This is a genomic window from Bradyrhizobium sp. SPXBL-04, from assembly GCF_051853035.1.
Taxonomy (GTDB): domain Bacteria; phylum Pseudomonadota; class Alphaproteobacteria; order Rhizobiales; family Xanthobacteraceae; genus Bradyrhizobium; species Bradyrhizobium zhanjiangense.
The window spans coordinates 4,476,598-4,497,638 of the sequence record NZ_CP182472.1 but is presented as its reverse complement, the minus strand read 5'-3'; the positions used below and the strand labels follow the sequence as shown (position 1 = coordinate 4,497,638).

Annotated in this window: 16 protein-coding genes; 8 read left to right on the top strand and 8 right to left on the bottom strand. The window is 65.5% G+C overall.

Annotated features, from left to right (window positions below):
- Positions 1–190: 190 nt before the first annotated feature.
- Positions 191–1,387: an acetylornithine transaminase gene (locus ACNJX8_RS21240; RefSeq protein WP_439356650.1), complete on the top strand. Its 1,197-nt coding sequence runs from the start codon at positions 191–193 to the stop codon at positions 1,385–1,387.
- Between the two features lie 170 nt (positions 1,388–1,557).
- On the opposite strand, the gene ACNJX8_RS21235 is transcribed toward ACNJX8_RS21240, so the two are convergent.
- The 3 genes from ACNJX8_RS21235 to pcsA all read right to left on the bottom strand — a co-directional run bounded on the left by ACNJX8_RS21235 (position 1,558) and on the right by pcsA (position 4,123).
- A complete protein-coding gene (locus ACNJX8_RS21235; RefSeq protein ID WP_128933844.1) occupies positions 1,558–2,532 on the bottom strand; it encodes a quinone oxidoreductase family protein in 975 nt (324 codons plus the stop codon).
- 92 nt (positions 2,533–2,624) lie between these two features.
- Positions 2,625–3,359: a TerC family protein gene (locus ACNJX8_RS21230; protein ID WP_128941187.1), complete on the bottom strand. Its 735-nt coding sequence runs from the start codon at positions 3,357–3,359 to the stop codon at positions 2,625–2,627.
- Positions 3,356–4,123 (bottom strand): phosphatidylcholine synthase, encoded by a 768-nt coding sequence (gene pcsA / locus ACNJX8_RS21225; protein ID WP_439356649.1) that lies wholly within the window; start codon positions 4,121–4,123, stop codon positions 3,356–3,358. The genes ACNJX8_RS21230 and pcsA overlap by 4 nt, the downstream gene beginning before the upstream one ends.
- A gap of 86 nt (positions 4,124–4,209) precedes the next feature.
- Between pcsA and ACNJX8_RS21220 the strand changes: the two genes are divergently transcribed.
- The gene (locus tag ACNJX8_RS21220; protein ID WP_439356648.1) at positions 4,210–5,394 is read left to right on the top strand and encodes a UbiH/UbiF family hydroxylase; all 1,185 of its coding nucleotides are present in this window, start codon (positions 4,210–4,212) and stop codon (positions 5,392–5,394) included.
- Positions 5,395–5,619: 225 nt separating this feature from the next.
- Here ACNJX8_RS21220 and ACNJX8_RS21215 read toward each other — a convergent pair whose 3' ends face one another.
- Positions 5,620–6,573, bottom strand: coding sequence for an AEC family transporter (locus ACNJX8_RS21215; protein WP_128933840.1), 954 nt, complete (start codon positions 6,571–6,573; stop codon positions 5,620–5,622).
- Positions 6,574–6,679: 106 nt separating this feature from the next.
- Here ACNJX8_RS21215 and hspQ point away from each other — a divergent pair, with 106 nt between their 5' ends.
- Positions 6,680–7,012: a heat shock protein HspQ gene (gene hspQ / locus ACNJX8_RS21210; protein WP_091894475.1), complete on the top strand. Its 333-nt coding sequence runs from the start codon at positions 6,680–6,682 to the stop codon at positions 7,010–7,012.
- 77 nt (positions 7,013–7,089) lie between these two features.
- Here hspQ and ACNJX8_RS21205 read toward each other — a convergent pair whose 3' ends face one another.
- Positions 7,090–7,908 carry an invasion associated locus B family protein gene (locus ACNJX8_RS21205; protein WP_439356647.1) on the bottom strand — a complete coding sequence of 273 codons (819 nt, stop codon included), beginning with the start codon at positions 7,906–7,908 and terminating at the stop codon, positions 7,090–7,092.
- A 260-nt stretch (positions 7,909–8,168) separates the two neighbouring features.
- Between ACNJX8_RS21205 and ACNJX8_RS21200 the strand changes: the two genes are divergently transcribed.
- From ACNJX8_RS21200 to ACNJX8_RS21190, 3 genes are all read left to right on the top strand, one after another.
- Positions 8,169–10,025, top strand: coding sequence for an extracellular solute-binding protein (locus ACNJX8_RS21200; RefSeq protein ID WP_439361948.1), 1,857 nt, complete (start codon positions 8,169–8,171; stop codon positions 10,023–10,025).
- A 4-nt stretch (positions 10,026–10,029) separates the two neighbouring features.
- Entirely contained in the window at positions 10,030–11,532 is a 1,503-nt protein-coding gene (locus ACNJX8_RS21195; protein ID WP_439356646.1) for an AMP-binding protein, read from the top strand.
- Between the two features lie 84 nt (positions 11,533–11,616).
- A complete protein-coding gene (locus tag ACNJX8_RS21190; protein ID WP_439356645.1) occupies positions 11,617–12,840 on the top strand; it encodes a GGDEF domain-containing protein in 1,224 nt (407 codons plus the stop codon).
- Between the two features lie 131 nt (positions 12,841–12,971).
- Here ACNJX8_RS21190 and mfd read toward each other — a convergent pair whose 3' ends face one another.
- Positions 12,972–16,490 (bottom strand): transcription-repair coupling factor, encoded by a 3,519-nt coding sequence (mfd, locus tag ACNJX8_RS21185; RefSeq protein ID WP_439356644.1) that lies wholly within the window; start codon positions 16,488–16,490, stop codon positions 12,972–12,974.
- A complete protein-coding gene (locus ACNJX8_RS21180) occupies positions 16,487–16,777 on the bottom strand; it encodes a succinate dehydrogenase assembly factor 2 (protein WP_128933833.1) in 291 nt (96 codons plus the stop codon). The genes mfd and ACNJX8_RS21180 overlap by 4 nt, the downstream gene beginning before the upstream one ends.
- Before the next feature lie 199 nt (positions 16,778–16,976).
- Between ACNJX8_RS21180 and recG the strand changes: the two genes are divergently transcribed.
- Together recG and ACNJX8_RS21170 are read left to right on the top strand one after the other, a co-directional pair.
- Positions 16,977–19,085, top strand: coding sequence for an ATP-dependent DNA helicase RecG (gene recG / locus ACNJX8_RS21175; protein WP_439356643.1), 2,109 nt, complete (start codon positions 16,977–16,979; stop codon positions 19,083–19,085).
- Positions 19,086–19,674: 589 nt separating this feature from the next.
- Positions 19,675–20,103 (top strand): DUF1236 domain-containing protein, encoded by a 429-nt coding sequence (locus ACNJX8_RS21170; protein ID WP_439356642.1) that lies wholly within the window; start codon positions 19,675–19,677, stop codon positions 20,101–20,103.
- A gap of 50 nt (positions 20,104–20,153) precedes the next feature.
- On the opposite strand, the gene ACNJX8_RS21165 is transcribed toward ACNJX8_RS21170, so the two are convergent.
- Complete coding sequence (locus ACNJX8_RS21165) at positions 20,154–21,008, bottom strand: DUF1932 domain-containing protein (protein WP_439356641.1); 855 nt, start codon at positions 21,006–21,008, stop codon at positions 20,154–20,156.
- Positions 21,009–21,041 lie beyond the last annotated feature (33 nt).

Below are 21,041 nucleotides of genomic sequence, written 5' to 3'. Positions count from 1 at the left end.
TGATCAACTCTCGGACCCACCGCCGCGCAGCTTTCCGTCGTCGCACCCGCGACGATGATGGGTTGCGCCATGTCCGACGACGCCGCTGATCGCCTGAATTCAGCAGAGTTTTCGAGAAGGCCGCACCCGCAAAGTGCGGCCTTCTTGCTTTTTCGCGCGTCTTTTCCACCCGCCTCCAGAGGAGTTCGACATGACCACCGCCACCCATCCGTATGATGCGCTGATGGACATCACTGCACGGCCCAAGGCCGTGTTCGTCCGCGGCGCCGGCTCCTACCTCTGGGACGACAGCCGCAAGCGCTATCTCGATTTCGTGCAGGGCTGGGCCGTGAACTGCCTCGGCCATTCGCCACCTGCGATCGCCGATGCGCTGGCCGCGCAGGCCAAGCGGCTGCTGACGCCGAGCCCGGCCTTCTACAACGAGCCGAGCCTGAAGCTTGCCGAGGCGCTGGTCGATGGCAGCGCGTTCGATCAGGTGTTCTTTGCCAACTCGGGCGCGGAAGCCAATGAGGGCGCGATCAAGCTGGCGCGCAAATACGGCAGCCTGCACAGGAACGGCGCGTTCGAGATCATCAGCTTCGAGGGCGGCTTCCACGGAAGGACGCTGGCGACGATGTCGGCCTCTGGCAAGAAGGCGTTCGAGCCGCTGTTCGAGCCCAAGGTCGCCGGCTTCAAGAAGGCCAAACTCAACGACATCGCCTCGGTGGAGAAGCTGATCAACGACAACACCGTCGCCGTGATGCTCGAGCCGATCCAGGGCGAGTCCGGCGTGTGGCCGGCGACCGATCAGTTCCTGCAAGAGCTGCGCGCGCTCACCGCGGCGCACGGCCTGTTACTGATCTTCGACGAGATCCAGACCGGCATGGGCCGGACCGGAAAGCTCTTTCACTACGAGCACACGGGGATTTCGCCTGATATCATGACGCTCGGCAAGGGCATCGGCGGCGGCGTGCCGCTCGCCGCTCTGCTTGCGACCGAACGCGCCTCCTGCTTCGCGCACGGCGATCAGGGCGGCACGTTCAACGGCAACCCGATCATGTGCGCGGCAGGGCTTGCGGTGCTTCAGGAGGTCAGCAAGCCCGCCTTCCTGAAGGCGGTGACCGAGACCGGTCTCCTGCTCGAAAGCGAGCTGCAAAAGGTCTCGGCCCGGCACGGTCTCGGCGGCGTGCGGGGACGCGGGCTCCTGCTCGCGCTCGACCTCAAGCTGCCGATGGCGCCCGGCATCGTCGCGCAAGCGTTCGAAGCCGGCGTGCTCCTCAACGCGCCACAGGTCGACACGCTGCGGTTCATGCCGTCGCTGAACGTCACGAAGGGAGAGATCGCCGAGATGATCGATTGTCTCGACGGGATTTTGACTAAGGCGGGTGCAGCAAGACGGGTGGCCTAGGATCTGTCTCGTGCCCCGGACGCAGCGCAGCGCCCCTTCGGCGGTGCGCTGCAGAGCCGGGGCCCATCTCTCCGCAGCGTCCCGCGCCGCCTTCTAGGTCCCGGCTCTGCGCAGCAGCGTAAGAACGCTGCAGCGCGTCCGGGACACGAGAGCGGATGATGACGGAAGAACTACGGCTTCAAGATCGACGCGCCCGTCGTCTTGCGGCTTTCCAGATCGATATGCGCCTTCGCGGCGTCCTTGAGCGCGTAGGCGTGGTTGATCGGCACATGCAGCTTGCCGTTGATGACGGCGGCGAACAGCGTGTCGGCGCCTTCCAGCAATTCCGAGCGCTTGCCGACATAGTCGTTGAGCTTCGGCCGCGTCGCAAACAGCGAGCCGTGATTGTTGAGCTCGGCGATCGAGAACGGCGGCACGGGACCGGAGGCATTGCCAAAAGAAACAAACATGCCGCGCGGCTTCAGGCAGGACAGCGAGCCCGGGAAGGTGGCCTTGCCGACGCCGTCATAGACGACGTCGCAACCCTCGTTGCGGCTGATCTGCTTGACGCGCGCGACGAAGTCTTCCTCGTTGTAGAGGATGACGTGATCGCAGCCATTGGCCTCCGCAAGCTCGGCCTTCTCGCGCGAGCCGACGGTGCCGATGACGTGGGCCCCGAGCGCGCTCGCCCATTGGCAGGCCAAGAGGCCGATGCCGCCGGCGGCGGCGTGGATCAGCACGCGATGATGCGGCTCGACCTTGAAGGTCTTGTGCAGGAGATACCAGACCGTGAGCCCCTTCAGCATCAGCACGGCGCCCTGCTCGTGGGTGATGTGGTCGGGCAGCTTGACCAGCTTCTCCCAGGGGATGTTGCGCTCGCCGGTATAGGCACCGAGATTGTGGTAGTAGGCGACGCGGTCGCCGGGATGGAAATGCGTCACGCCGGGCCCGACCGCCATGACCTCGCCCGAGGCCTCGTTGCCGGCGATGAAGGGCAGTCCCGGCGCCTTGTAGAGGCCGGTGCGGTAATAGACGTCGATGAAGTTCAGACCAACCGCGTGCTGGCGGATGCGCACTTCGCCCGGGCCCGGCGCCGGCACGTCGACGCTCTCATAGACCAGGGCTTCAGGGCCTCCGACCTGGTGCACACGGACGGCTTTGGTCATCACCTGACCTCCTCGTTGTCTTGCTCTCGGCCTACTCGCGAACAAGCGAAAGACATCGCGCCCGCCTTGTCAACTCGACGCAATTGGAACGGCTAGACCGACGGCGCGCCGGCTTTCCTGCGGTTGCGCTTGGCCAGCACGTTGAAGAATTCGACCGCCGCCGAGAACGCAATCGCGAAATAGATATAGCCGCGCGGAATGTGGAATTGGAATCCGTCCGCGACCAGCGCGACGCCGATCAGCACCAGGAACGCCAGCGCCAGCATCTTGGTGGTCGGATGCTCCGCGACGAATCGTGAGACCGGGCCCGACGAAATGTACATGATCAGGCAGGCGATCACGACGGCCGCGATCATGATCTCGATGTCCTGCGCCATGCCGATCGCGGTGATGATCGAATCCAGCGAAAACACGATGTCGATGATCACGATCTGGACGATCACCCAGAAGAAGGCGTTGCCGGCGGACTTCTCGTCGCCCTCGCCGTCGTCGGCTTCGACCTCGCCGTGGATCTCGTGCGTCGCCTTGGCGATCAGGAACAGGCCACCGCCGATCAGGATGAGGTCGCGCCAGGAGAAGCCGTAGCCGGCGAACGAGAACACCGGCGCGGTCAGGCCGATCAGCCAGACCAGGAGGCTGAGCAGGATGATGCGGAACACCAGCGCCAGCGCGAGCCCGATCTGGCGGGCGCGGTGCGCCTGCTTCTCCGGAATGCGCGAGACGATCACCGACAGGAAGATGACGTTGTCGATGCCGAGCACGATCTCGAGCGACGTCAACGTCAGCAGCGCGGCCCAGGCTTCGGGGCTGGTGAGGAGATGCATCATGCGAAGGATTTTACCAATCGTATCAGAGCATCGCTGAAGCTGATCCAGAGCGCGATGGCGCAGAGCACCACGGTCACGCCGGTGCCGACGCGGAAATCCATCTGCAGCACGTAGAGGCCGAGCAGCGCCCAGATCGCGATCAGCGACATCGTCAGCCAGCGCAGCCGCACGACGCGGACCGGATGCAGCACGTGGAACGGCACGAAGGTCAGCACGACGAGCGCGGCGACCAGCAGCGTCGACCAGAGCGGCGGCCAGTGCAGCAGGAACAAATAGAACGCTGCCGCATTCCACAGCGCCGGGAAGCCGCGGAAATGATTGTCGTCCGCCTTCATGCGCAGATCGGCGAAATATAATGCGCTGGTGACGATGATGGCGACGCCGAGCAAGGGAGCTGCGACCGGCAGCAACAGCCCGCTGGCCACGATCGCGTAAGCCGGCACGAAGACATAGGTGACGAAGTCGACCACGAGATCGAGCACGTCGCCCGACCAGTTCGGCTGCACGTTCTTGACGTCGAGCCGGCGCGCGATCGGACCATCGATCGCATCGATGATCAGAGCGACGCCCAGCCACTGAAACATCGCCGCCCAGTGCTCGCGCACGGCCTCCAGCATCGCCAGCAGCGCGACCGCCGCACCGAACGCGGTGAAGATGTGCACCGAGAACGCCGCAGCGCGGATCGCGGGGGTGGGCTTCAGGGAATCCTCTTGGCTGTCCATGACTTCTGCTACCAGAATGACACCGATTTGCACATCCGCCATTGCGACGCGCGGCCGCGCAATTCGTCATAAAATCAAGCAAAATCAGCGGGCTTGAATTTGCCGCGGGCCATGTCAAATGTCGTTCCATGACAGACGCATCGACACTCCATGACACCGCCGTGGTCGGCGGCGGTCCGGCGGGACTTGCAGCAGCGATCGCATTGGCGCAGGCGGGTGCGCGGACCGCGCTGGTGGCGCGGCGCGTGCCCTATGCCGACAACCGCACCACCGCACTGCTCGGTGCCTCCGTCGATCTCCTGGAGAGCCTCGACGTCTGGTCGCGCTGCAAGGACAAGGCGGCCGCGCTCGAGGTCATGCGGCTCGTCGACGACACCGGCCGGCTGTTCCGTGCCCCGGAGGTCCGGTTCTCCTGTCACGAAATCGGTCTCGACACGTTCGGCTACAACATCGACAACCGTTCGCTGATGCTGGCACTCGAAGAACGCGCGGCCGAATTCCCCCAGCTCGTCCGTTTCGACGACGAGGCGGAAAGCATCTTGATCGAGGCCGGCGACGTCGCCATCCGCACGGCCTCGGCACAATTCCTCTCGGCCCGGCTCGTGGTCGGCGCCGACGGTCGGCACTCGCTGTGCCGCGAGGCGGCCGGCATCGCCGTGACGCGGCGCGAGCTGACGCAGACCGCGCTGACCTTCAACGTCGGCCATGCGCGGCCGCACCGCAATGTCTCGACCGAGTTCCACACGCCGCATGGTCCCTGCGTGTTCGTCCCCCTGCCCGGCGACCGCTCCAGCATCGTCTGGGTCGCAGCGCCCGCGGAGGCCGAACGGCTGCGCGGCCTGAGCGACGAGGAGCTATCCGCCGCGATCGAGAAGCAGTCGCATTCGATTCTGGGACGCATGACGGTCGAGCCCGGCCGCAACCTGTTCCCGCTGGCGATCGAACGTCCAAAATCCTTTGGCCGTGACCGTGTCGCGCTCGTCGGGGAAGCGGCCCATGTGGTGCCCCCGATCGGCGCCCAGGGCCTCAATCTCGGCCTGCGCGATGCCGCCGACATCGCCCGGCTCGCGGGCGAAGCCGTCGCAGCGGGCCAGGATCCCGGCGCGTCCGACGTGCTCAAGCGCTACGACCGGGCGCGGCGTCCGGACATTTTGAGCCGCACCTTTGCGATCGACATCGCCAATCGCTCGCTGCTCAACGATTTCCTGCCGCTCCAGCCGGTCCGCGCCGTCGGCATGCACCTGCTCGGCGCCATCGGCCCGCTCCGGCGTTTTGCGATGCGCGAGGGCCTGACGCCGACGTGGCGGCGATAGGGAGTTTACCAAGCCTGAATGGCGTGAGGGTGGATTCACGGCGGGCTCGGTGCACCTCTCCCGCTTGCGGGAGAGGTCGGTGCGTAGCACCGGGTGAGGGTTTTCGCCGCGTCGGATTTTCTCCGCCCTCTTCGGACAATCCCAACGCGGAGACATCCCCTCCCCAACCCTCCCCCGCGAGCGGGAGAGGGAGCGCACCGTTCGTGTTGACAGCAGTTCCGCCGCTTACGGAAACATCAGCCGCCCGCTCTGGATCGCCCACATCACGCTGGTCAGCGTGACCACGGATGCGAAGGTGCCGAGCAGCACCGCGACGGATGCGGATTCGATCCACGCATCGTTCTGGCGGGCGATCACGAACACATTCAGCGCTGGCGGCAATGAGGCCATCAGCATCGCAGTCGCGGCCCAAGGCTGCGCGAACGGGCCGAACGCCAGCATCAGGCCGAACGCCGTGAGCGGATGGATCAGCAGCTTGACCGCGATCACGCCCGGCACCTCCCACGGCACCCGGTCGAACGGACGCAGCGCCACGGTCACGCCGAGCACGAACAGCGCAGTCGGGGCAGCAGCGTTCTGGAGGAAGGTGATGGTGCGATCGAGCGCGACCGGCAGCTCGATATGCAGCGCCGCCACCGCCGCGCCAAAACAGGCCGACATAATCAGCGGGTTGAGCACGATCTGCTTCAGCACCACGCCGAAGGCGTGCACGAGCGAGGGATGGTCACGGTCGGACAGCTCGATCAACAGCGGCACGATCGTGAACAGGAAGATGCTGTCGCAGCAGAAGATCAGCGCGGTCGGCGCCGACGCCTTCGGCCCGAGCACCGCGAGCGCCAGGCCCGGCCCCATATAGCCGATATTGCCGTAGCCGCCCGAGAGGCCGGCGAGCGTCGCCTCGCGCAGCGACAGCCGGCCGAGCATCTTGCCGACCACCAGCGCCAGCGTGAACGCCGCAACCGTCGACAGCGTGGTTGCGACCAGGAACGGAGGATTGTTCAATTCCGCAAACGGCGTCTTCGACATGATTGCGAACAACAGCGCCGGGAGCGAGACGTAGAGCAGGAAGAAGTTCATCCAGGCGAGGCCCGATTCCGGCAGGGATTTGGTCTTGCCGCAGGCGAATCCGACGAAGATCAAGCCGAAATAGGGTAGAGCCAGATTGAGGATATCGACCATTATTGAAGTGTTTTCTGAAGACTTGGGGGCTATGCGCCCCTGACGCGAAGGTTAATTCCGGATAAGGCCACTAGCATCGGCCACAATCCTGGTCTATCGACGGGGGATGATTAAAGCGCGGACAGCCAAATTCCAGATCGGACAGGTCGTGCGCCACCGGATCTTCTCGTTCCGGGGCGTGATCTTCGACATCGATCCGGAATTCAACAACACCGAGGAGTGGTGGCTGTCGATTCCCGAGGAGGCGCGGCCCCACAAGGACCAGCCGTTCTACCACCTGCTCGCGGAGAACGCGGAGTCGGAATACGTAGCCTATGTCTCGGAGCAGAATCTGTTGCCCGACGATTCCGGCGAGCCGGTCCGGCATTCACAGGTCGCCGAGATCTTCATCAAGGATAAGGCCGGCGGCTATCGCCCGCGCAACCCGTCGCTGAACTGAAATTCGCCGCCAGCAAGCGGCCAGTAAAAAAGGCGCTCGAAACGAGCGCCTTTTTCATGTTCGGGATGTGATCCCGATTACTTCTGACCAGCCGCAGCTGTGCCGGGAGGCGTGCCCTGCTGCTCGAGCTTCTTGCGCTGCTCCTCGGCCTTCTTCTGAAGCTCTTCCTGGAGCTTCTTCTGGGTTTCCTCGAACACCTTCGGATCGGTCGGCGGACCGTCATAGGCCTTCTGGAATTCGCCGGCGAGCGGCAGCGGCAGCGTCAGCGGCGCGCCGTTGGCGTTGATCGCCTGGACAACGAGATTCTGGCCCTTCTTCATGCTGTTGATGAGCTCGGGCGTGGCCTCGTAGTCCGACATGCAGCCGTTCTGGAAGCAGATCACATACGGTTGCTGCAGCGGCGCGTTGCTGTCCACGATGATGCGGGTGCCGTGCACGAGCTGCATGCCGAGCGGCAGCGTCACGCGCAGGATCTTCTTGGGCTCGCCTTCCGGCTCGATGATCACGGCGGCAATGACCGGCTGGCCCGACTCGATGCGACCATCCTTGCCGGTGAAGCAGACCTGCTTGGCGTTGGCGTCCTGGCCCTTCAGGCAGAACTTGGTCCAGGGAGCATAGATCAGCTGGATCTGCTGATCAGCCGGCTGGGCTGCGCCCTGCTGCGCCGGAGCACCCTGAGCGGGAGCCTGCTGGGCCTGCGGAGACGCTGCGGGCGCCGGAGCCTTGGGGGCAGCCTTCGGAGCGGCTTTTGGGGCCGGAGCCGCCTTGGGGGCACCTGGGGCCGGCGCCGGGGTCTGGGCCTCGGCGGCAACCGGAACGGCCAACGCCGTCGCCGTCAACAAGGCGAGAAGTCGCCCGCGCGGCCGGACGGACGCGGCCAAGTAACGAAAATTCATTGCGGAAAACCCTTTCTGAACGGGAAGTGCCCGAACCGCTCCGAAGCGCCGAACCTGGCCGCCTTGGGCGCGGCTCTCTCCCCGTCAATTGAGGCGGATAAGTGACGGGCTCGGCGCTCTTGCGCGATTGACCGCCTTCTTAACGTGGCCGACGAAAAGATCAATGCCGACAAGCGTCTTTGGCCACATCCACAGCTGCACCCAGTGAAATTCCCTGTGATAGGATTCAGGCCCGCCGGTCCTCGAATCAACGTGTGCCGATGTTCATGTTCCAGCGCCTCTTCGAGGGCCCCGGACGCCGCCTTTGCCGTCTCGCCCCGGCCCTCGTTTTGGCCCTCTCCGTCGGGCTGTCGGCAGGCGGCGCGCGTGCTGAGGAAGCCCATGCCATCGCCATGCACGGCAAGCCGGCGATGCCTGCCGATTTCACCCACGTGCCCTACGCCAATCCGGATGCCCCGAAAGGCGGACGCTTGACGTGGGGCGTTCTCGGCACCTTCGACAGCCTCAATCCCTTCATCGCGAGAGGGTTGGCCGTGCAGCAGGTGCGGAGCTACGTGGTCGAGAGCCTGCTCGCGCGCGGGCAGGACGAGCCGTTCACACTTTATGGTCTGCTCGCCAGGACCGTCGAAACCAACGACGACCGGACCTTTGTCACGTTCCACCTCGATCCGCGCGCCCGCTTCTCCGACGGCAAACCCGTGCTCGCCGAAGACGTGCTGTTCTCCTGGCAGCTCTTGCGCGATCACGGCCGTCCCAATCACCGCCAGTATTACGCCAAGGTCGCGAAGGCCGAGGCTCCCGATCCCCTCACCGTTCGCTTCGACCTCACCGATGCCAATGACCGCGAGCTGCCGCTGATCCTCGGCCTGATGCCGATCCTGCCGAAGCATGCAGTCGACGTCGCCAGCTTCGAGGAGACGACACTGACGGGCCCGGTCGGCTCCGGTCCCTATCGTGTCACGGCGGTGAAGCCAGGCGCCAGCGTGACGCTGACCCGCAATCCCGACTATTGGGGCCGTGATTTGCCGATCAATCGCGGGCTCTACAATTTCGACGAGATCAGGCTCGACTATTTTCGCGAGGCCAACGGCCAGTTCGAGGCGTTCAAGCGCGGTCTCTATGATTTCCGTGTCGAACACGAGCCCCTGCGCTGGCACGACGGCTATGATTTTCCGGCCGCCAGAAGCGGCGAAGTGATCCGCGACACCATCAAGCCGGGGGTGCCGCAGCCTTCGGAATTCCTGGTGTTCAACACCCGCCGTCCGGTCTTCGCCGACATCCGTGTGCGCAAGGCGCTGACGCTGCTGTTCGATTTCGAGCTGGTCAACCGCAACTATTTCTTCGGGCTCTATTCGCGCGTCGCCGGCTATTTCGCCGGCTCGGAACTATCAGCCTACGGCCGCCCTGCGGATGCGCGGGAGCGTGTGCTGCTGAAACCCTTCGCCGCGCAGATCCCGCCCGACATCATGGACGGCAGCTACCGCCTGCCGGTCACCGACGGCTCGGGACGCGACCGCACCACGCTGCGCGCCGCGCTGAAGCTGTTGTCCGAGGCCGGCTACGATCTCGACGGCGGCGTGATGCGCAACCGCGCGACCAAGGCGCCCTTCACCTTCGAGATCATGGTCACGACCCGCGACCAGGAGCGCGTCGCGCTCGCCTTCCAGCGCGACCTCAAGCGCGCCGGCATCGAGACGACCGTTCGTTCGGTCGATCCCGTACAGTTCGATCAGCGCCGGCTCGCTTACGAGTTCGACATGATCCAGAATCGCTGGGACCAGTCGCTGTCGCCCGGCAATGAGCAGTATTTCTATTGGGGCAGCGCAGCCGCCGACAATCCGGGGACCCGCAACTACATGGGCGCCAGGGATCCCGCCGTCGATGCCATGATCGCCGCCCTGCTGGAGGCCCGTGAACATACGGATTTCGTCTCGGCGGTGCGCGCGCTCGACCGCGCCCTGATCGCGGGCTTCTACACAATCCCCCTGTTTAACGTATCCGAGCAATGGATCGCGCGCTGGAATCGGATAGAACGGCCCAAGGCCACTTCGCTGTCCGGCTATTTGCCGGAGACCTGGTGGTCGAAGGGGCAGCCGCAAGCTCATCAAGCAAAGTGACGCCGTGAACCAGCCAGCAACATCGCCGACGCTCGACACGCTGTTTCAGCGCACGCTGACCCGGCAGCCGCACGCGCCCGCTTTGCTCGATCCCCTCAACAAGGCGCGCGTGACCGGGCACCAGCCGCGGCGGATGACCTACGCCGAGGCCGATACGGCGATCGAGGCACTGTCGGCGTATTTCGTGGAATCCGGCCTGCCGGCCAATTCCGTCATCGCGATCCAGCTGCCCAACACGGTCGAGTTCGTGCTGACGGTGCTCGCCGCCCATCGCGCCGGCCTCGTCGTCGCCGTGCTGCCGCTGCTGTGGCGGCACGCGGAACTGACCGCCGCGCTCAACCGCACCGCCGCGCGCGCCATCGTTACCATGAGCACGGTCGACGGCGTCAGCTATGCCGACCTTGCGATGCATGCGGCGGCCGAAGCCTTCTCGATCCGTCACGTCTGCGGCTTCGGCACCGATCTGCCCGAAGGCATGGCTTCGCTCGACGGCGTGCTGGCCCGCCCGCCCGGCACCACGCGCACCGTGATCCAGGACGGCCGCAAGGCGGCGATGATTTCCTTCGACGTCACCGCGGAAGGTTTTCGCCCGGTGCCGCGGCCGCATTTCAGCCTGATCGCCGGCGGGTTGGCGATGTCGCTCGAAGCCGACGTCAAGCAGGGCGCGACCGTGATGGCGGCGTTCGCGCCGATGTCGTTCGCGGGGCTGGCCTCTTCGCTCGCAGTGTGGCTGCTCTCGGGCGGCACGCTGGCGCTGCATCATCCCTTCGAGAGCGAAGTGCTGGAGCAGCAGATCAACCAGCACGAATGCGAGGTGCTGATCGCACCTGCCCAGCTCGCGCTCCGCCTCGGCGATTCCGATCTCGCGGCGCGGATGCCCACCTTACGCAACGTCATCGGCCTCTGGCGCGCGCCCGAGCAGGTCGCCGCAAGCGATGCCTGGATCGCGCCGCATGCGCCGCTCACGGATGTCTATCTGTTCGGCGAGGCCGGCCTGTTCGGCGCCCGCCGCGGCGAGGACGGCATGCCTGTCGCGGTGATGCCGGGGCCGCATGGCGCCCCGCGCGAGCAGTCCGGCTCCTCCATCGCCGGCGAGATCGTGCTGACCCCGAAGGGGACGCTCGGCCTGCGCGGGCCGATGGTGCCGATCGCGGCCTACGCGCCGCTGCAGCCGGTCGGCGAGACGTTGATCGCGCAGCCGCCGCGCGACTATGTCGACACCGGCTATGCCGCCCGGCTCGACCGTCCGAGCGGCGCGATCTGCATCACCGCGCCGCCCTCCGGCATCATGGCCGTCGGCGGCTACCGGTTCCTCTCCAACGATCTCCAGGAATGGGCCCGCCGGCTCGGCCAGGGTGCCCTGCTCACCGCGCTGCCCGACCGTCTCTCCGGCCACCGGCTGGCGGGCCGGACCCAGGACAATACCCGCGCCCGCGAGGCGCTCAGCGAGCTCGGGCTTAACCCCCTGATGGTCGAGGCTTTTCGCGACCGCTCGGGGCCGGTCTAGGCCCAGTTTCACCCGTTCCGTTGACGCCGCATTAAGGCGGCCAAACTAGATTGCGCGGCACCTGTTGCGTGATCAGAGTTTGCAATGTCCCAGGCGGGCCCGATCCTGTTTGTGTCCAATGTCGAACGGCCGCCCTTCATTGCGGCGCTGGACGAGGCCAGGCTCTTTCTGGTGGTCGACACCGACTGGTCTAGCGCCGCACGCGCGGTCGAGCAGGTGCAGCCGGCCGCGGTTCTCGCGGCGATGCATGCCGGACACGAGCCGCACATCGCGCCGCTCGCGAAGAAGATCGCCAGCCAATCGCCCTACCTTCCCTTCGTGGCCATGGATGCCGCGGGCACGCTGCCTCCCAACGCCCTGCCCTTCGCCTCACGCAGCGGCAACCCCGACCGCCTGATCGCGCGGCTCCGCGCCGCGCTGCGCGTGCGCACCCTTCATGCCACCGTGCTGCGCCGGCTGCCGGAGGCGACGGTCTCGCTGCCTGAGGCCGATCCCGCACGCGATGCCACCGTGCTCCTGATCGGCCGTGGCGAGACCTATCCTGCGCTCTCGGTCGCGCTCGGCGAACGCGTCGGCGTCATCGGCGCGCTCTCGATCGAAGCCGCTGCCAAGCATCTCAACACGCGCGACCTCGACGGCGTCGTGCTCGCCGAAGGCTTTACAGCGCGCGTCGCCGATGCCTTCCTGACGGTGCTCGCCGAGGATACCCGCTTCCGCAACCTGCCCGTCGTCGTCACCGCACACCAGCTTGCGCAGAGCTACGATCTGCCCAATCTCGAGCTGATCTCCGGCGAGCCCGTGAAAGTCGCCGCCAATGCACTGCCGCTGATCCGCCAGCATGCGATGGAAGCGCAGCTGAGCCGCACGCTGCGCTCGATCGACGCCGGCGGCTGGCTCGACCCGCGCAGCGGCCTGCTCACGGTGGAAGCCTTCGCCCGCGATTTTGCCAAGGCGGTGGAGCAGACGCTGGCCCGCGGCGGCGGCCTCTCCGTCGCCCGCTTCGCCTTCGATCCCAATAACCCCCGCGCCCAGTTAGATGCCGCGCGCATCCTCAGCCGCCTGATGCGGCAGATGGATTTTGGCGCGGCACAGAAGGACGGCTCGGTGATCGTGGTGTTCGCGGAGACCGACTTCCGCACGGCGCACATGATTGCGCGCCGGCTGTCCGCGGTGATGCGGCATACGTCGAACGGCAAGCACGAGATGCGCAGCGATCCCGTGGTCAGCGTGGACTCGCTGTCGCCGTCGGATACGGCACGGTCGCTGCTGGCGCGGCTGTCGGCCGAAGCGTCGCGCGCGGCGTCGTAGTTTTCTCGCCGGCTGGCGCAACAAGCACCGTCATTGCGAGCGAAGCGAAGCAATCCAGGCTCTCTCCGCGGAAAGATTTTGGATTGCTTCGTCGCAAGGCCTCCTCGCAATGACGTGGTGAGACCGGAGCCTCACGCCGCCTTCTTGCTCTCGGCGAGGTGCGCCAGTTGCCGCATGATCTCCGTGGTACCGGCGAGACGCTCTTCCGGGGTCTCCCAGTCCTGGAGGAACACCACCTTCATGTCGGGGCGCACCTTGGCGGCCTGGCCGTGGCTGCGGATGAACGTCACCAGGCGCTCGGGATAGGCGAACGAATTGTCGCGGAAGACGATGACGGCGCCCTTCGGGCCCGCGTCGATCTTCTCGACATTGGCCCTGCGGCAGAACGCCTTGATCGCGGCGACCTTGAACAGATAGCGCACCTCGTCCGGCAGCACGCCAAAGCGGTCGCGCATCTCGGCGCCAAAATTCTCGATCTCCTCCTCGGTGTCGAGATCGGCGAGGCGCCGGTACAGCGATAGCCGCACCGAGAGGTCGCCGACATAGTCCTCGGGAATGAGCACGGGCATGCCGATCGTGATCGATGGCGACCAGCGGTCGGCGGCCGGCTCCGAGACGCCGGCCTTGAGGTTGACGATCGCCTCCTCCAGCATCGATTGATAGAGCTCGAAGCCGACCTCCTTGATGTGGCCGGACTGCTCCTCGCCGAGCAGATTGCCGGCGCCGCGGATGTCGAGGTCGTGAGAGGCAAGCTGGAAGCCCGCGCCGAGCGTCTCCAGCGACTGCAGCACGGTGAGCCGACGCTCGGCCTGCGCCGTGATCTTCTGCTGCGCCGGCAGCGTGAACAGCGCGTACGCCCGCAGCTTGGAGCGGCCGACGCGGCCGCGGAGCTGATAGAGCTGGGCGAGGCCAAACATGTCGGCGCGATGCACGATCAGCGTGTTGGCGTTGGGAATGTCGAGGCCGGATTCCACGATCGTGGTCGACAGCAGGATGTCGAACTTGCCGTCGTAGAACGCCGTCATGATGTCCTCGATCACGGCGGGCGGCATCTGACCGTGCGCGACCGCGACCTTCATCTCCGGCACGTTCTTGTCGAGGAAATCCTTGACCTCGGCGAGGTCGTCGATGCGCGGCACCACGTAGAATGCCTGGCCGCCGCGATAGCGCTCGCGCAACAGCGCCTCGCGGATCATCAGCGGATCGTGCGGGGCAACGAAGGTGCGGACCGCAAGGCGGTCGACCGGGGGCGAGGCAATGATCGAGAGTTCGCGCACGCCGGTGAGCGCAAGCTGGAGCGTGCGCGGGATCGGGGTTGCCGACAGCGTCAGCACGTGCACCTCGGAGCGCAACGCCTTCAGCCGCTCCTTGTGCGTGACGCCAAAATGCTGCTCCTCATCGACGATGACGAGGCCGAGCTCGCGGAACTTGATCGCCTTGCCGAGCAGCGCGTGGGTGCCGACGACGATGTCGACCGAACCGTCGGCGATGCCCTTCTTGACCAGGTTGAGCTCCTTGGTCGCGACCAGGCGCGAGGCCTGCGCCACGTTGACCGGAAAGCCCTTGAAACGCTCGGTGAAGGTCCTTGCGTGCTGGCGCGCGAGTAGCGTGGTCGGCACCACGACAGCGACCTGCTTGCCTTCGAGCGCGACGGCAAAGGCCGCGCGCAACGCCACCTCGGTCTTGCCGAAACCGACATCGCCGCAGATCAACCGGTCCATCGGACGGCCGAGCTCGAGGTCCTTCAGGGTGGATTCGATCGCACCCAGTTGGTCCTCGGTCTCGTCATAGGGGAAGCGCGCACAGAACTCGTCGTAGAGGCCCGGTTGCACCGGTAGCTTTGGCGCCTCGTGCAGATGGCGCGCGGCAGCGATCTTGATCAATTCGCCCGCGATCTCGCGAATGCGGTTCTTGAGTTTTGCCTTCCGGGTCTGCCAGCCGCCTCCACCGAGGCGGTCGAGTTCGACCGTGGCCTGGTCGGAGCCGTAGCGGGATAACAGCTCGATGTTCTCGACCGGGAGGAACAGCTTCGTCTCGGCCGCATAATGCAGTTCGAGGCAGTCATGCGGCGCACCGGCGACATCGAGGGTCTGCAGGCCGATGAAGCGGCCGATGCCGTGGTCGACGTGGACGACGATGTCGCCGGCAGTGAGGCTCGTCACCTCCGAGATGAAATTGTCGAGCTTGCGGCTCGCCTTGCGCGGCCGCACCAGGCGGTCGCCGAGGATGTCCTGCTCGCTGATCAGTGCGATCTCGTCGGTCTCGAAGCCGCTTTCGAGGCCGAGCACGGCGAGCATGGTCTCGTTGCGCGGCGTCGCCTGCACCGTCCGCCAGCTGTTGACGCTGGTGGTGTGGGCCAGCTTGTGGTCGCGCAGCATCGAAGTCATGCGGTCGCGCGAGCCTTCGGTCCAGAGCGCGATCACGACTTTCTTGCGCTGGGCCTGCAGTGCCATCACATGCGCGACCACGGATTCGAACACGTTGACGGTGGTGTCGTTGCGCTCCGGCGCGAAGTCACGGCCCTTGCGCGCACCGGCATCGATGACACTCGTGCCATCGGCCGGCACGGAGAACTGCGTCAACCGCGCCAGCGGGATATCACCGAGGCGCCTGCCCCATTCCTCCTCGGTCAAATAAAGCCTGTCAGGCGGCAACGGCTTGTAGATGGCACCGCCGCCGGGATGCTCCATCGCCTCGCGCCGGGCCTCGTAATAGTCGAGGATCTGCTTGAAGCGCTCGCGCACGGCGTCCTCGGCCTGCGGCTCGATCGCGACGGCTGCCCCTCGCAGATAGTCGAACAGCGTGTCCATCCGGTCCTGGAACAGCGGCAGCCAGTGCTCCATGCCGGGATGACGGCGGCCTTCGCTGACAGCTTCGTACAGCGCGTCGTCGCGCTCGGGCGCACCGAATTCGGCGACATAGCCCATGCGGAAACGGCGGATGGTGTCGGTGACGAGCTGAAATTCCGAGACCGGAACGAGGTCGAGCGCACGCATGTCGAGCAGCGTGCGCTGGGTCTCGGCGTCGAAGGAGCGGATCGACTCCAGGCTGTCGCCGAAGAAGTCGAAGCGCACGGGCTGATCGAGACCGGCCGGAAACAGGTCCAGGATGCCGCCGCGCACGGCATATTCGCCGGGCTCGCGCACGGTCGAGGAGCGGTTGTAGCCGTTATGCTCCAGCCAGGCGACGATGGTGTCCATCGGCACTACGTTGCCCGGGGCAACCGACAGCGCCTGCGCCGCGACGAGCTCGCGCGCAGGCACGCGCTGAACCACGGCATTCACCGTGGTCAGCACGATCAACGGCTTGTCGCTGCCCGTCAGGGACGCAAGTCGTGCCAACGTCGTCAGGCGTTGCGCCAAAATGCCGCCATGCGGCGAGACGCGGTCATAGGGCTGGCAGTCCCAGGCCGGGAAGATCAACACCGGCAGATCGGGCGCGAAGAATTGCAGCGCGCGTTCGAGCTGCTGCATCCGCGGACCGTCGCGGCACACCACCGCAAGACTGACCGCCGGCTTCTTCGGCCGCGCCGCGATGGCCCGGGCGAGATCGGAGACGACGAGGCCTTCGGCGCCCTCGGCGACATTGGCGAGCGTTAAGGCGCGGCCGGGCGTCAGCAGATCGGCCGGTGATTTCATACCCTGCTTCATGCGTCGCGGTCCGCGATCGGATACGCCTTGATGCGGGCAAACAGCGCGCCGGTGACGTCGGCCGGAAGCACCTTGTCGCCGGTGATGGCGGCATAGAGATCGGGATCGTTGACCTCGAGCAGGCGCTCGAGCTCGATCAATTCAGGCTCGGACAAATTGCCGATCTCGGCATCCGCAAAGTGGCCGAGGATCAGGTCCATCTCGCGCGTGCCGCGGTGCCAGCAGCGGAACAGAAGCCGCTTGCGGCGGTCGTCCAGCCCGCTGCTCGATCGTGTCGTTCCCGTCATGTCTCAAATCCAGTCAAACGCAGAAAGCCCGGACGTGCCGGGCGGGGTGGATATAGCCACTCGGACCGGCCGTGTCAGCCCTTTGTTGTGACAGTCCGCCCATCCGGTGCGTCATGGTCAGTCGGGCTCCGAAAAAAAAGACGTGGATGCCCGGCATAAAGCCGGGCATGACGGCGAGGAACGATCTTAGATTCCACGAATGCGCCCCAGCCTGCTCAACCCGCTGTTTGCTCCCGTGACCAGCCTGTCCGGCGTCGGTCCGAAGCAGGACAAGCTGTTGCAATACCTGCTCAGCCGCAACGAGACGCCGCGGCTGGTCGACCTGCTGCTGCATCTGCCGAGCCAGGTCATCGACCGCCGGGCCCGGCCAAAAATCCGCGACGCCGTCCAGGGAACCATGGTGACACTGGAGGTCACCGTCGATCGCCATCGTCCGCCCCCGCCGCGCAACGCGCGCGCGCCATATCTCGTCTATGCCAGCGATGACACCGGGGACGTCGTGCTGACGTTCTTCCGCGCCAAGCCCGGCTATGTCGAGAAGCTGTTGCCGATGGGCGCGAAGCGTTACGTCTCCGGCACGCTGCAGATGTATGACGGCATCCCGCAGATCGTGCATCCCGATCGCGTGCTTGACGAGGAGGCGATTGCAAAGCTCTCCGGCATCGATCCGGTCTATCCGCTGACCGAGGGCCTCGCGCTCGGCTCGCTGCGCCGTGCGATCGCGCAGGCGCTGCAAAAACTGCCGGCCCTGCCCGAATGGATCAGCCCGGAGGTGATGCGTCGCTGCCACTTCCCGCCAATTGCCGATGCGCTCAATCGCGTGCATCAGCCGGTCGAGCTCACGGACATCCTGCCGGATCAGCCGTTCTGGTCGCGCCTCGCCTTCGACGAATTGCTCGCCGGCCAGCTCGCGCTCGCCCTGATCCGTGCGCAATTGCGCCGCCCCGCCGGCGTGCGCAACGCCGGCGACGGACACCTGCGTAACAAGATCATCGACGCCCTGCCCTATGCGCTGACGCCCTCGCAACGCAGCGCTGCCGCGGCCATCGCCGAGGACCTGAAACAGCCCGTGCGCATGCTGCGCCTGCTCCAGGGCGACGTCGGCTCCGGCAAGACGGTGGTGGCGCTGCTCGCTGCCGCGGCGGTTGCCGAGGTCGGCAAGCAGGCCGCGCTGATGGCTCCGACCGAAATCCTGGCGCGCCAGCACATCAAGACCATCGCCCCGCTCGCCGAGCGCGCCGGCATGCAGGTCGCGATCCTCACCGGCCGCGAAAAGGGCAAGGAGCGGCGCGAGCTCTTGGCGCAGCTTGAAGCCGGCGAGATCGACCTGCTCGTCGGCACCCATGCGCTGATCCAGGATGACGTGATCTTCCATGATCTCGCGCTTGCCATCGTCGACGAGCAGCACCGTTTTGGCGTGCGCGAGCGCCTCGCGCTGACGTCGAAGGGCGAATCCGTCGATGTCCTGGTGCTCAGCGCAACGCCGATCCCGCGCACGCTGGTGCTCACCTATTTCGGCGACATGGACATCTCCGAGCTGCGCGAAAAGCCTGCCGGCCGCCAGCCGATCGACACCCGCGCGGTGCCGATGAGCCGCATCAGCGAGGTCATGGAGGGCGTCGGTCGCGCGCTGCAATCGGGTAAGCTGGTCTACTGGATCTGCCCACTGGTCGAGGAATCCGAGGCCGAGGGCACCGAGCACCTCACCAATGCGACCAAGCGGTTCGAGAGCCTGCAAAAGCGCTTCGGCGAGCGCGTCGGCCTCGTCCACGGCCAGATGAAAGGCGCCGAGAAGGACCATGTCATGGGCCAGTTCGCCGCCCACGAGATCGGCCTACTCGTAGCGACCACCGTGGTCGAGGTCGGCGTCGACGTGCCGGCCGCGACCATCATGGTGATCGAGAATGCCGAGCGTTTTGGTCTCGCCCAGCTGCACCAGCTGCGCGGCCGCATCGGACGTGGCTCGGAAGCCTCGACCTGCATTCTGCTCTATGGCGAGCCGCTTGGGGAGATGTCGAAGGCACGGTTGAAAGTGATCCGTGAGACCACCGACGGCTTCCGCATCGCCGAGGAGGACCTGAAGCTGCGCGGCGAAGGCGATGTGTTGGGCGTGCGCCAGAGCGGCCTGCCCGGCTACCGCATCGCGCGCCCGGAGGTGCACGGCCAGCTCATCGCCCAGGCCCGCGACGAGGCGCTGCGCATCCTGAAGGACGATCCGAAGCTGAAGGGCGAGCGCGGCGAAGCGCTGCGGTGCCTGCTCTATCTGTACGAACGGGACGAAGCGATCCCGTTGATCGGTGCGGGCTGAAGCGTTCTCGTGCGCCCGAGGCAAGGACAATGCAATTGCCCCAATGAAGGGTAAGGTTTTCCTTGTTTCATTGCGAACTGGCTCACATTCAGGGACGGATCACTCGTGCTAAAGGTATATTGGAACTGTCCCCACATCCCTGCTGGAGGTAGATCATGCAGTTCATCTCCACCGAATGGCAGTCCACTTCGACGGCTCCCTTAGACGGGGATCTCGAAATCTGCGCGCTGGACTTTGATGGTATCGTCCACTCGCTTCCCTTTCCCTGTCACAAGGATGGATCCAATTGGGTCGATCGATCGGGCAAAACGCACGCCGACATTCAGCCTACCCATTGGCGCATATGGGGTCATCCACGCTGATCCGTCGCCGGCGCAATGCCTCCGGGAAAGCGATGCTCGGGCAAGATGGTACATTCCCGTCATTGCCTGCCTTGAGCGCACGCACGGAACTCTTGCCGTAGCCTGATCCCGGGGCATGATTACCCGTAGGACAGGCAAAGGCGCGCTCGTCGGGCCCCGCCGCGGAACGGAACGCACGATCGGCCCGTTAATCGCTCAAGGGCGGCGCAGACAGGAAGGAGCAGACCATGAGGGCTCCCACCACCATCGCCGCGCTCGCGATCTTACTCGGCGCGCCCGCAATATCGCTCGCGCAACCGGGTGGGCAAGGTGCGGTTGAATTGAGCGATGGCACAACGATATCGCAACATCCGTCCCTGCCGAAACTCAGCCTCACCAACGCTCAGCGCGAGCAGATCCGCAAGACCGTGCTGACCGAGCATAACGAGATCCAATTCCGGCTGAAGACCACCCAGCCAGCCAAGGACTTTACCCCTGCCGTTGGCGCAACACTTCCAAAAGGCGTAAAGGCTCAAGGACTGCCAGCACAGGTGCTCACGCAATTGCCAGAGCTGCGCGATTATATGTACGTCAAGATGAAGGATCAGGTGCTGATCGTGGACGGCATGACCAACAAGATTGTCGATATGTTCTCGGAGATGCAACCACTGTCTTAGCCCAAGGTCTTGGCGCAAGACATTCGACGGATCGGGCATGCAGGTAGATTCTAGTCCTTCTTCGGGACATTCGCCGCGAACGCCTTCATCAGCGCGGCATCCATCGCCTTCCCCTTGGCATCCTCGGCGAGATGCTCGAACCACTTCGCAAAGCCTTCATAGATCTGGCTGGCCGGATGATCCGGACCCAAGAATCCCGAAATCTCCCGCATCTCGGCGACCCAGCGATACGCCTTCGGGATCATGTCCGGCAGCGCCACTTCGAGGCGCGCCAGAATTGCAGGCTGGCTGAGCGCGAGCTCGTCGCGCAGCGCGTCGGCCGCGCCGGCTTTCGTGGCCGCGACCACCATGGCCGAGCCGATGCCGGCGAGGCCTTTGACGATGCCGGCGTAGGACATCTTGAGTGCAGAGGCTGCGCCGATCGGGCCTTCGACGATCCGCACGTCGAGGCCCAGCTCTTTCAGCACGGCGACGTCCTTGGCGTGCTCGCCGGACATGTAGAAGGCCGGGCTCTTGCCACCACGCTGCGGCGGAAAGCCGATGATGCCGGCATCGACGAAAGGCGCCTGCGCCGAGCCGATGATCTCCTCGATCCTTTGCACGGTGTCGACATTGACGGCGTTGCAGTCGACCACGACCGGCTTCTTCTCGCGTCGGACGATCAGCGCGGCCAGCCGTTCAGCCAGCGCCACGGCTTCGCCCGGCGGCACGATCGAGAGGATGATGTCGGCTTCGGCGAGCGCGTCGTCCTCGGCGCCGATCATGCCGGCGTCCGCCGCCCGTTTCAGCGTCGCCTCGCTCCGCCCCTTCAGTGACGTCAGCACCCGTGCGCCATTCTCGCTGAGGCGGCGAGCCACGGCGCTGCCCATGGCACCGGGCGCGAGGATCGCAATGGTTTTGGACATCATGCACTCCAGGTCGAATTCCGAACGATACGA